Source organism: Plantibacter sp. (genome assembly GCF_059073635.1).
On sequence record NZ_JCACOF010000009.1, the window covers coordinates 228,510 to 241,388 of the forward strand.

Here is a 12,879-nt window from a genome sequence, read left to right on the forward strand (position 1 = left end):
TGTAGGCTGGGCGCGTGTCGGAATCAGAAAAGCCTACCCTCCTCGTCGTCGACGGCCACTCGCTCGCATTCCGGGCGTTCTACGCCCTGCCGGTCGACAGCTTCCAAACCCGCGACGGTCAGCACACGAACGCCATCCACGGCTTCATCTCCATGCTGATCAGCCTGCTCAAGAACGAGAATCCGAGCCACATCGCCGTGGCGTTCGACATCTCGCGCCGTTCCTTCCGCACCCGCGAGTACCCCGAGTACAAGGGCACACGCGGCGAGACCCCGCCGGAGTTCAAGGGGCAGGTGCCGCTGCTCGAAGAGGCGCTCAAGGCGATGAACATCACGACGATCAGCAAAGAGGACTACGAGGCCGACGACATCCTCGCCACCCTCGCCAAGCAGGGCGCTGAGGACGGCTTCCGCGTGCTCGTCGTCTCCGGCGACCGCGACACCATCCAGCTCGTCACCGACGACGTCACCCTGCTGTACCCGTCGAGCCAGGGCGTCTCCGCGCTCACCCGGTACGACGGCGCCAAGGTCTTCGAGCGCTACGGCATCCGGCCGGAGCAGTACCCGGAGATCGCGGCGCTCGTCGGCGAGACGAGCGACAACCTCCCGGGCATCCCGAAGGTCGGCGAGAAGACCGCCGTGAAGTGGCTCAACCAGTTCGGCTCCCTCGAGCAGATCCTCGAGCGCGCCGACGAGATCACCGGCAAGGTGGGGGAGAGCCTCCGCGAGCACAAGGAGAACGCGGTCCGCAACCGCCGCCTCAACCGGCTCCTCACCGACGTCGAACTGCCTGTCGGACCGAAGGACCTCGAACGCCGACCGATCGACGCGGACGCGGTGGCGGCCGTCTTCGGGCGGCTCGAGTTCCGCACGCTGCTCGATCGGGTCCTCAAACTCGACGGACTCGAGGCCAACACGGATGTGTCCGCACCGCAGGCGGGCGGCGTGGTCATGCCACCGCAGAAGGAGCTGCTCGACGAAGAGCTCGAGGCGTGGATCACCCGTGCCGTCGCCGCACATCCCGCCGGGATCGGTCTCCACCTCGACCTCGACGGAGGCCTGCCGGTCGCAGCCGGCCTCGCGACGCCCACGGAGATCGTCTCGCTCGCCTGGCGTCCCGGTGAAGCCGACTACGCCCCGCTCGAGGCGTGGTTGGCGAGCGACGCCCCGAAGATCATGCACGACGCCAAGCCGCAGCTCCAGGCGGTCACGCGCGCCGGCCTGACGGTCGGCGGACTCGGCTACGACACCGCGGTCGCCGGTTGGCTCCTGCGTCCGAGCGGCGGCGACAAGACCATCGCCGACCTCATCACGCGCTATCTCGACGAGACGATGCCCGTCGCCGACCCGAACCAGCTCGTCCCCGAGACCGACCCCGTGGGTGCCGGCGGCACCGCCTGGTACGCCCTCCGCGTCGCCGAGGCGACCCGCACGGCGCTCGACGCCGGGTCACTCGGCGTCCTGCTCGACATGGAGCTGCCGGTCCTCCAGGTGCTGGCCCACATGGAGCTGACCGGCGTGACGGTCGACCACGACATCCTGAGCGGCCTGTCCGAGCAGCTCGGCAACCGGGCCGCGGAGCTCGCGAGCAACGCGTATGCGGAGATCGGCCGCGAGGTCAACCTCGGATCACCGAAGCAGCTGCAGGAGGTCCTCTTCGACCAGCTCGCCATGCCGAAGACACGCGCCAACAAGACGGGCTTCTCGACGGACGCCGGCGCCCTGGCCGATCTCCAGGAGAAGAGCCCGCACCCGTTCCTCGGGCTCCTCCTCGAGCACCGCGATGCGACGAAGCTCCGCCAGATCGTGGAGACGCTCGACAAGGCGATCACGCCCGACGGCCGCATCCACACGACGTACGTGCAGATCGGGACCAGCACCGGTCGGATCTCCTCGACCGACCCGAACCTGCAGAACATCCCCGTGCGCACCGAGGAGGGACGCCGCATCCGTGCCGCCTTCCAAGCCGGCTCCGGGTACGAGACCCTGCTGACCGCCGACTACTCGCAGATCGAGATGCGGATCATGGCGCACCTCTCCGGCGACGCCGGCCTCATCGAGGCGTTCAAATCCGGCGAGGACCTCCACCGCTTCGTCGGCGCGCGCATCTTCGGCGTCGCCGCCGAGGACGTGACCCCCGCGATGCGCAACAAGGTGAAGGCGATGTCGTACGGACTCGCCTACGGTCTGAGCGCGTTCGGGCTCTCGAAGCAGCTGCGGATCTCGAGCGCTGAGGCGAAGCAGCTCATGGTCGACTACTTCGAGCGCTTCGGTGCGGTCCGCGACTACCTGCGCAACGTCGTCGAGCAGGCGAAGCTCGACGGCTACACCGAGACGATCTTCGGTCGTCGGAGGCTCTTCCCCGAGCTCTCGAGCCCCAACCGACTGGTCAGGGAGAACGCCGAACGCCAGGCGCTGAACGCCCCGATCCAGGGTTCGGCCGCCGACATCATGAAGCGCGCCATGATCGGCATCGAGTCCGAGCTGCGCTCCGAATCCCTCAGCTCGCAGATGATGCTGCAGGTGCACGACGAACTGATCTTCGAGGTCGCCGAGGGGGAGTGGGACGCCCTGGAGCGCATCGTCCGAGCACAGATGGCGGGTGCCGCCGAGCTGTCGGTGCCGCTGGAGGTCCAGATCGGCCGCGGGCACGATTGGGACGCCGCAGCCCACTGAGCGCCCCGCAGGTCCGCACCCGGGCGCCGGACGGGTGCGGACTAGGCTCGACGTCATGTCCCACGAAGAACCTCGTCAGAGCACACCGATCGACGCCATCGCCGAGAGCTGGGTGGAGACCCTCGTCCAGCTGAAGCCGGAGGTCGGTACCTACATCGGCCGCACGGACGTCGGCGGACGGTACGGCGACTACTCGCCGGCCGGGCACGAGGCGTACATCGAAGCCGCGTCGCGCACGCTTCGCGAGCTGCGGTCGGCCGCACCGGTCGACGCCGTCGACCGCGTCACCCAGACCGACCTCTCGGCGGAGCTGGAGCTCGACCTCGCCTCGTCGGAGGCCGGTCTCCAGTACCGCGACCTCAACGTGATCGCGTCGCCGTCGCAGGAGCTGCGCGACGTCTTCGACCTGATGCCGACCGCGACGGTCGAGGACTGGAGCACCATCCGGACCCGCCTCGGCGCGTTGCCGGACGCGGTCGACGGGTACATCGAGACCCTGCGCGAGGGCATCGCCCGGGGGATCACCCCGGCACGCCGCCAGGTGGCCGAGGTGTACGAGCAGGTCCTCCGCACCGGCGCCGACGACGGGTTCTTCATCGGCTTCGCCGCCAACGCCGGTCCGGCGGACGGCCAGCTCCCGGCGTCCCTCGCCGCCGAACTCTCGACGGGTGCCGGTGCCGCAGCCGTCGCCTACAACCGTCTGGCGGACTTCCTCGCGCACGAACTGCTGCCTGCTGCAACCCAGGAGGACGCCATCGGCCGCGAGCTCTACGCGCTGCAGTCCCGCCGTTTCCTCGGCGCGACGGTCGACCTCGACGAGAGCTACGAGTGGGGCATCGAGGAACTGGCGCGCATGGTGTCGGAGCAGGAGGCGATCGCGAACGAGATCCTCCCCGGCGCGTCCGTCGAGGAGGCGGTCGCCTTCCTCGAACAGGATCCGGCGCGCAAGCTGCACGGCACCGACGCGCTCCAGCGGTGGATGCAGGAGACGAGTGACCGTGCGGTCGAGGAGCTGGGGCGGACGCACTTCGACATCCCGCAGGAGATCCGCGCGCTCGAGTGCATGATCGCGCCGACGCAGGAGGGTGGGATCTACTACACCGGCCCGACGGACGACTTCTCTCGCCCTGGCCGCATGTGGTGGTCCGTCCCCGCCGGCGTCACCGAGTTCGACACGTGGCGCGAGCTCACGACCGTCTACCACGAGGGTGTGCCAGGACATCACCTGCAGATCGGGCAGGCCGTCGTCAACCGGAAGACGCTCAACCTCTGGCGTCGACAGCTCGCCGGCACCTCCGGCCACGCCGAGGGCTGGGCGCTCTACGCCGAGCGCCTGATGGAGCAGCTCGGATACCTCGACGACCCGGCGGACCGCCTGGGCATGCTCGACGGTCAGCGGATGCGCGCGGCCCGCGTCGTCCTCGACATCGGCGTGCACCTCGGCAAGCCGCTCCCGGACGGCAGCGGGACCTGGACCGCCGAGTACGCCTTCGACTTCATGGGTCGCAACGTCAACATGTCGCCGGAGTTCGTCCGGTTCGAGGTCAACCGGTACCTCGGTTGGCCCGGCCAGGCGCCGTCGTACAAGATCGGCCAGCGCATCTGGGAACAGCTCCGCGACGACGCGGCCCGCCGCGCCGGGGACGCCTTCGACATCAAGGACTTCCACCGTCGGGCACTGGACCTCGGTGGCGTCGGGCTCGACACGCTGCGGTCGGCGATGCTCGGATGACGACCGAACGGATCGTCGTCGCCGGCGCGTCCGGGTTCATCGGGCGTCGTCTGGTCGAGTCGTTCCGGGCCGACGGCGCCACCGTCTCCGTCATCGGGCGCGGTGCCGCCGACGCGCGGTGGGGTGACCACACGGGCATCGCCCGGCTGGTCGACGGCGCGGACCTCCTGGTCAACCTCGCCGGGAAGAGCGTGAACTGTCGCTACACCCCGTCGAACCGCGCCGAGATCCTCCGGTCCCGCGTGGACACGACGACGGAGCTGGCGCGGGCGGTGCGTGCAGCCGCCTCGCCTCCGCCGCTCTGGATCAACTCGTCGACCGCCACGATCTACCGCCATGCCGACGACCGCCCGATGACGGAGGCCGACGGCGAGATCGGTTCCGGGTTCTCCGTCGACGTCGCGACCGCCTGGGAGCAGGCGTTCTTCGCGGACGAGCTGCCCGGGACACGACGGGTCGCCCTCCGCATCGCGATCGTCCTGGGCGACGGCGGAGCGCTCACCCCGCTCCGGTGGTTGGCGCGTCTCGGCCTCGGCGGACCCCAACTGGACGGTCACTGGCCCAGTTCCCGATCGCGTCGTGCCGCCGGGACGGATCACCGGTTCGGGACGCCGGGCGGGCGGCAGCGGTTCAGCTGGATCCATCTGGACGACGTCGTCGGCATCGTCCGGTTCCTCCGTGGCCGTCCCGAACTCGACGGCGTCGTCAACGTGACGTCCCCGAACCCCACCGACAACCGCGGATTCATGCGGACCGTGCGGTACGCGCTCGGGATGCCGGTCGGCCTCCCCGCACCCCGCTGGTTGCTGGAGATCGGGATGTCCGTCCTGCGGACCGAGAGCGAGCTGGTCCTGAAGAGTCGCTGGGCGATGCCGGAGCGGTTGCTGCAGGCGGGCTACCGGTTCGAGCACCCGACGCTCGATCCAGCGCTGCGGGACATCCTCTCCGACCGCGGCTTGCCTGCACACCCGGAAAATCGCTAGACTGGACTGTCACAATTGTGACGTCCTATCCGCCTGCCCGTCTCGCAGAGCGACACCGATCCCCGGATCGGTTCACACAACAGCATCGCTTCGATCAACGTCCGTGGTCATCCACGGGTCCGGAGCCGTGCGCGAGGCCGGCCTGAATCATTGTCCACCTGGAGCAATTACTACATGACAAGCGCAACGACCGCCCCCAAGCAGGTCGCAATCAACGACATCGGATCTGCTGAGGACTTCCTCGCAGCGGTCGAAAAGACTCTGAAGTTCTTCAACGACGGCGACCTCATCGAGGGCACCGTCGTGAAGATCGACCGCGACGAGGTCCTCCTCGACGTCGGCTACAAGACCGAGGGTGTCATCCCCTCGCGTGAACTCTCCATCAAGCACGACGTCGACCCCTCCGAGGTCGTCAACGTCGGCGACACGATCGAGGCTCTCGTTCTCCAGAAGGAGGACAAGGAAGGCCGTCTGATCCTGTCGAAGAAGCGCGCACAGTACGAGCGTGCTTGGGGCGACGTGGAGAAGATCAAGGAATCCGACGGCGTCGTCACCGGTTCGGTCATCGAGGTCGTCAAGGGCGGCCTCATCGTCGACATCGGCCTCCGTGGCTTCCTCCCGGCCTCGCTCATCGAGCTGCGCCGCGTCCGCGACCTCACGCCGTACCTCGGCCAGGAGATCGAGGCGAAGATCCTCGAGCTCGACAAGAACCGCAACAACGTGGTCCTGTCGCGCCGTGCGCTCCTCGAGCAGACGCAGTCCGAGAGCCGCACCACCTTCCTCAACAACCTCCAGAAGGGACAGGTCCGCAAGGGCGTCGTCTCCTCGATCGTCAACTTCGGCGCGTTCGTCGACCTCGGCGGCGTCGACGGTCTCGTCCACGTCTCCGAGCTCAGCTGGAAGCACATCGAGCACGCCAGCGAGGTCGTCGAGGTCGGTCAGGAAGTCACCGTCGAGATCCTCGAGGTCGACCTGGACCGCGAGCGCGTCTCGCTGTCGCTCAAGGCGACCCAGGAGGACCCGTGGCAGGTCTTCGCCCGCACCCACGCCATCGGCCAGGTTGCACCGGGTAAGGTCACCAAGCTCGTCCCGTTCGGTGCGTTCGTCCGCGTCGCAGACGGCATCGAGGGCCTCGTGCACATCTCGGAGCTCTCCGGCAAGCACGTCGAGCTCGCCGAGCAGGTCGTTTCGGTCGGCGAAGAGGTCTTCGTCAAGGTCATCGACATCGACCTCGAGCGTCGCCGCATCTCGCTGAGCCTCAAGCAGGCCAACGAGGGTGTCGACCCCGAGGGCACCGAGTTCGACCCGGCCCTCTACGGCATGCTCACGGAGTACGACGAGCTCGGGAACTACAAGTACCCCGAGGGCTTCGACGCCGAGACGCAGGAGTGGAAGGAAGGCTTCGACGCCGAGCGCGAGAAGTGGGAGCAGGACTACGCTGCCGCCCAGGCTCGTTGGGAAGCGCACAAGAAGCAGGTCGCTGCCGCAGCCGTCGAAGAGGCCAACCAGGCTTCCTCGTCGACCGCGTCCTCGTCGGCCGGTTCCTCGTTCTCGAGCGACTCCGCCGGCGGCGGCACGCTCGCTGACGACGAGTCCCTCGCGGCCCTCCGCGAGAAGCTCTCGAGCAACTAGTCCCACCAGCACCGACCAGCGTCGGTGTCCAGCAGGGGGTCGCCTTCGGGCGGCCCCCTGCTGCGTTGTGCGAGGGGCGCTCGTCGAAGGCGCTGCACGCTCCGCGGGTACGCTGGCTGACATGTACCTCATCGGCCTCACCGGCGGGATCGCCTCCGGCAAATCGACCATCGCGGCCCGGCTCGCTGAACACGGCGCCGTCGTCATCGACGCGGACGTCCTCTCACGAGAGGCCGTCGAGCCGGGGACCCCGGGACTGGCCGCCATCGCGGAGCGCTTCGGTGCCGACGTGATCGGGCCCGACGGAGCACTCGACCGCGCTGCGCTCGGCTCCATCGTCTTCGCCGACGACCAGGCGCGGGCCGACCTCAACGCCATCGTGCACCCGGAGGTCAAGCGGCGTTCACAGGCCCGGATCGCCGAAGCCTCGAGCGACCCCGGTGCCGTCGTCGTCTACGACGTCCCGCTGCTCGTCGAGACCGGCCGCGCCGACGAGTTCGACCTCGTGGTCGTCGCCGCGGCTCCGGAGGGGGAGCGCGCCCGTCGGCTCGTCGACCTCCGCGGGCTCGACCGGGTCGAGGCGGAACGACGGATCGCGGCCCAGGCGACCGAGGAGCAGCGCACCGCCGTCGCCGACGTGGTGATCGACACCGCCGGCTCGCTCGAGCACACCCTCAGCCAGGTCGACGCGGTCTGGCACCGCGCCGCCGCGGCCGCTGTACGGGCGCCCGACCGTCAGGACGGCGTCTGAGCGCGTCGCCCGCTCCGCTGTGGGCGAAGCGGGGCAGTGGTGTCGGTGGTCCTCCGTAGACTCGGAGCATGGAACCAACACGCGCCGTCCGCCCCTTCGAGGTGATCAGCGAGTACGAGCCGAGCGGCGATCAGCCCGCCGCCATCGAGCAGCTGTCCGGGCGCATCAACGCCGGCGAGACCGACGTCGTCCTGTTGGGCGCCACGGGTACCGGCAAGTCCGCGACGACCGCCTGGCTCATCGAAGCCGTCCAGCGCCCGACGCTCGTCCTGGCGCACAACAAGACGCTCGCGGCCCAGCTGGCGAACGAGTTCCGCGAGCTCATGCCGAACAACGCGGTCGAGTACTTCGTCTCCTACTACGACTACTACCAGCCCGAGGCCTACGTCCCACAGACCGACACCTTCATCGAGAAGGACTCGTCGATCAACGCCGAGGTCGAGCGGCTGCGGCACTCGACCACCAACTCGCTGCTGAGCCGTCGCGACGTCATCGTCGTGTCGACCGTGTCGTGCATCTACGGCCTCGGTGCGGCGGAGGAGTACCTGGAGGCGATGGCGGCGCTGCAGGTCGGGCAGAACATCGGGCGCGACCGACTCATCCGCAAGTTCGTCGGTATGCAGTACAACCGCAACGACGTCGACTTCTCGCGCGGCAACTTCCGTGTGCGCGGCGACACCATCGAGATCATCCCGGTCTACGAGGAGCTCGCGATCCGCATCGAGTTCTTCGGCGACGAGATCGAGGCCCTCTACGCCCTGCACCCGCTCACCGGCGACGTCGTGAAGAAGCTCGACGCGGTGTCGGTGTTCCCGGCCTCCCACTACGCCGCCAGCCCGCAGACGATCCAGCGCGCCATCGGCACCATCCAGGAGGAGCTGGCGGAGCGGCTCCAGTCGCTCGAACGCGAGGGCAAGCTCCTCGAGGCCCAGCGGCTCCGCATGCGCACCACCTTCGACCTCGAGATGATGCAGCAGATCGGCTTCTGCTCCGGCATCGAGAACTACTCGCGCCACATCGACGGCCGCTCGGCCGGCGAGGCACCGAACTGCCTCCTCGACTACTTCCCCGACGACTTCCTCACCGTCATCGACGAGTCGCATGTCACCGTCCCGCAGATCGGCGCGATGTTCGAGGGCGACGCCTCCCGCAAGCGCACCCTCGTCGAGCACGGGTTCCGACTCCCGAGTGCGATGGACAACCGCCCGCTCCGGTGGGACGAGTTCAAGAACCGCGTCGGCCAGACGGTGTACCTCTCGGCGACGCCGGGCAAGTACGAGATGGGCATCGCGGACGGCATCGTCGAGCAGATCATCCGCCCGACCGGCCTCGTCGACCCGGCGATCATCGTGAAGCCCTCCAACGGCCAGATCGACGACCTCCTCGAGGAGATCCGGGTCCGCGCCGAGCGCGACGAACGCGTCCTCGTCACCACCCTCACCAAGAAGATGGCGGAGGAGCTCACCGACTTCCTGACCGAGGCCGGCGTGCGCGTCCGCTACCTGCACTCCGACGTCGACACCCTGCGGCGGGTCGAGCTGTTGAGCGAACTCCGGCAGGGCGTCTACGACGTCCTCATCGGCATCAACCTGCTGCGCGAGGGGCTCGACCTCCCGGAGGTCTCGCTCGTGGCGATCCTCGACGCCGACAAGGAGGGCTTCCTCCGCTCGTCGACCTCGCTCATCCAGACCATCGGTCGTGCCGCCCGCAACGTGTCCGGCGAGGTCCACATGTACGCCGACGTCCTGACCGACTCGATGAAGCGCGCGATCGAGGAGACGGACCGTCGCCGCGAGAAGCAGGTCGCCTACAACGAGGAGCGCGGGATCGATCCGCAGCCGCTGCGCAAGCGGATCGCAGACATCACCGAGGCGCTCGCCCGGGAAGGCGCGGACACCGCGGCACTGCTCGCCGGACGCGACAACGGCAAGAAGAAGAGCCCGACGCCGAACCTGCGGCGGGAGGGCATCGCCGCCGAGGGCGCGAACGACCTCGAGTCGATCATCGCGGACCTCAACGCGCAGATGCTGGCCGCCGCGGCGGAGCTCAAGTTCGAACTCGCCGGCCGTCTCCGCGACGAGGTCTCCGAACTCAAGCAGGAACTTCGACAGATGGCCAAGGCCGGGCACATCTAGTCCGCCGCTTCGCTGAGAGCGCAGTACCACAGACACCGCTCGGGAGTCCGGTGTCGGTGGTGCTGCGTAGACTCGAAGGGTGTCAATTGCCAAGGTAGATCACCACTCCACGCTCAGCGTCCGCGGTGCCCGCGTCCACAATCTTCAGAACGTCGACCTCGAGATCCCTCGCGACTCGCTCGTCGTCTTCACGGGTCTCTCGGGCTCGGGGAAGTCCTCACTCGCCTTCGACACGATCTTCGCCGAGGGCCAGCGACGCTACGTCGAGTCGCTCTCGGCGTACGCCCGCCAGTTCCTCGGTCAGGTGGACCGCCCGGACGTCGACTTCATCGAGGGCCTGAGCCCCGCGGTCTCGATCGACCAGAAGTCCACGAACCGCAACCCCCGGTCGACCGTCGGGACGATCACCGAGGTCTACGACTACATGCGGCTGCTCTGGGCGCGCATCGGCGTCCCGCACTGCCCGGTCTGCGGCGAGGTCATCCAGCGTCAGACGGTGCAGCAGATCGCCGACCAGCTGATGGAGCTCGAGGAGCGACGCCGCTACCAGATCGTCGCCCCCGTCGTGAGCCAGAAGAAGGGCGAGTTCGTCGACCTCTTCAAGGAGCTCTCGGCCAAGGGCTTCGCGCGCGCCATCGTCGACGGCGAGGCGATCCAGCTCGCGGAACCGCCGACCCTCAAGAAGCAGGTCAAGCACGACATCGCGGTCGTCGTCGACCGCCTCGTCGCCGGGCCCGAGATCCTCGGTCGCCTGACCGACTCCCTCGAGACGGCACTGCAGCTCACCGACGGCCTCGTGACGATCAACTTCGTCGACGAGGAGGGCGACGACGCCTGGCGCACCTTCTCCGAGAAGCTCTCCTGCCCGAACAACCACCCGTTGCAGCTGACCGAGATCGAGCCGCGGACGTTCTCGTTCAACGCCCCGTTCGGCGCCTGCCCGGAGTGCTCGGGCCTCGGCACGCGCATGTCGGTCGACGCGGAGCTGCTCCTCGGCGACGAGGAGCTCAGCATCAACGAGGGCGTCATCGTCCCGTGGACCACCCAGGGCAAGGGGCTCTACCAGTACTACGAGAAGCTGCTCGACGGGCTGGCCCGCGACCTCGACTTCTCGCTCGACACCCCCTGGCGCGACCTGCCGGCGTCGGTCCAGGAGGCGGTGCTCCGCGGCGACAACTTCAAGGTCAAGGTCAAGTGGAAGAACCGCTTCGGCCGCGAGATGAGCTACTCCTCGGGCTTCGAGGGCGTCATCCCGTACATCGAGCGTCAGTACCTCCAGGCCGACACCGACAGCCAGCGCGTGCGCTGGTCCGAGTACCTGCGCGAAGTCCCGTGCCAGGTCTGCGGCGGTCGTCGCCTCAAGCCCGAGGTCCTCTCCGTCCTGATCCACGAGCACAACATCGCCGAGGTCGCCGAACTGAGCCTCTCCGACGCCCGCGCGTTCATGGACCGCCTCGAGCTGAGCGACCGCGAGGCCCACATCGCCGCGCAGGTGTTGCGCGAGATCAAGGTCCGACTCGACTTCCTGATCCAGGTCGGACTCAACTACCTCGACCTGGCCCGGACCGCCGGCTCCCTCTCGGGCGGTGAGGCGCAGCGCATCCGCCTCGCGACGCAGATCGGCTCGGGACTCACCGGCGTGCTCTACGTCCTCGACGAACCGAGCATCGGCCTGCACCAGCGCGACAACCGCCGTCTCATCGAGACCCTCGTGGCCCTGCGCGACCTCGGCAACACGCTGATCGTCGTCGAACACGACGAGGACACCATCCGCACCGCCGACTGGATCGTCGACATCGGTCCCGGCGCGGGCGTCAACGGCGGCCGTGTCGTGCACTCCGGGTCGTACGAGGCGCTCGAGGCCAACACCGAGTCCCTCACCGGTGACTACCTCTCCGGCCGCAAGGCCATCGAGATCCCGGCGAAGCGTCGTCCGATCGACACGAAGCGTCAGATCCAGGTGATCGGAGCGCAGGCCAACAACCTGAAGAAGGTCAGCGCGGACTTCCCGCTCGGGGTCCTCACCGCCGTCACCGGCGTGAGCGGCTCCGGGAAGTCCTCGCTCGTCAACGACGTCCTGTACCGGGTCCTGGCGAACAAGCTGAACGGCGCGCGCAAGCTGCCCGGCAAGCACACCAGGGTCACGGGTCTGGAGCACCTCGACAAGGTCGTCCACGTCGACCAGGCGCCCATCGGCCGCACCCCGCGCTCGAACCCCGCCACGTACACGGGCGTCTTCGACAAGATCCGCAACCTCTTCGCGGAGACGCAGGAGGCCAAGGTCCGCGGCTACCTCGCCGGCAGGTTCAGCTTCAACGTCAAGGGCGGCCGCTGTGAGGCCTGCTCGGGCGACGGCACGATCAAGATCGAGATGAACTTCCTGCCCGACGTCTACGTCGCCTGCGAGGTGTGCGGGGGAGCGCGGTACAACCGCGACACCCTGACCATCCACTACAAGGGCAAGAACATCGCCGAGGTCCTCGACATGCCGATCGCCGAGGCTGCCGACTTCTTCGAGCCGATCTCCTCGATCCACCGGTTCCTGAAGACGCTCGTCGAGGTCGGCCTGGGCTACGTCCGTCTCGGCCAGAGCGCCACGACGCTGTCCGGCGGCGAGGCCCAGCGCGTGAAGCTCGCGACGGAGCTGCAGCGGCGGAGCAACGGACGCAGTGTCTACGTCCTCGACGAGCCGACCACGGGTCTGCACTTCGAAGACGTCCGGAAACTGCTGCTCGTCCTCGGCGGGCTCGTCGACAAGGGCAACACGGTCATCGTGATCGAGCACAACCTCGACGTCATCAAGTCCGCAGACTGGCTCATCGACATGGGCCCCGAGGGTGGAGCCGGTGGTGGGACGGTCCTCGCCACCGGGACACCGGAGCACCTCGCGACGGTCCCCGGCAGCCACACGGGCTTCTTCCTGAACGAACTGTTCGAGGCAGAGGCCGGCGGCAGCCGCAAGGCGGGCTGA

At 68.3% G+C, this 12,879-nt stretch carries 7 protein-coding genes; all 7 read left to right on the forward strand.

The genetic code is table 11. The annotated features are described in order from the left end of the window. The first annotated feature begins 14 nt into the window (after positions 1 to 14). The 7 genes from polA (at position 15) to uvrA (ending at position 12,879) form a co-directional block, all read left to right on the forward strand. Positions 15 to 2,675, forward strand: a complete 2,661-nt coding sequence (gene polA / locus AC5JOC_RS11090; RefSeq protein WP_430890932.1) for a DNA polymerase I — start codon at positions 15 to 17, stop codon at positions 2,673 to 2,675. A gap of 55 nt (positions 2,676 to 2,730) precedes the next feature. Continuing rightward, positions 2,731 to 4,407: a DUF885 domain-containing protein gene (locus tag AC5JOC_RS11095; protein ID WP_086473273.1), complete on the forward strand. Its 1,677-nt coding sequence runs from the start codon at positions 2,731 to 2,733 to the stop codon at positions 4,405 to 4,407. Then, complete coding sequence (locus tag AC5JOC_RS11100) at positions 4,404 to 5,390, forward strand: epimerase (protein ID WP_494246442.1); 987 nt, start codon at positions 4,404 to 4,406, stop codon at positions 5,388 to 5,390. Before AC5JOC_RS11095 ends, AC5JOC_RS11100 begins: the two co-directional genes overlap by 4 nt. Positions 5,391 to 5,564: 174 nt before the next feature. Further along, entirely contained in the window at positions 5,565 to 7,022 is a 1,458-nt protein-coding gene (rpsA, locus tag AC5JOC_RS11105; RefSeq protein ID WP_056005690.1) for a 30S ribosomal protein S1, read from the forward strand. Between the two features lie 121 nt (positions 7,023 to 7,143). Further along, complete coding sequence (gene coaE, locus AC5JOC_RS11110) at positions 7,144 to 7,773, forward strand: dephospho-CoA kinase (protein WP_494246443.1); 630 nt, start codon at positions 7,144 to 7,146, stop codon at positions 7,771 to 7,773. 68 nt (positions 7,774 to 7,841) lie between these two features. Further along, positions 7,842 to 9,908, forward strand: coding sequence for an excinuclease ABC subunit UvrB (gene uvrB / locus AC5JOC_RS11115; RefSeq protein WP_056777426.1), 2,067 nt, complete (start codon positions 7,842 to 7,844; stop codon positions 9,906 to 9,908). Between the two features lie 79 nt (positions 9,909 to 9,987). Further along, positions 9,988 to 12,879 carry an excinuclease ABC subunit UvrA gene (uvrA, locus tag AC5JOC_RS11120; protein ID WP_159878819.1) on the forward strand — a complete coding sequence of 964 codons (2,892 nt, stop codon included), beginning with the start codon at positions 9,988 to 9,990 and terminating at the stop codon, positions 12,877 to 12,879.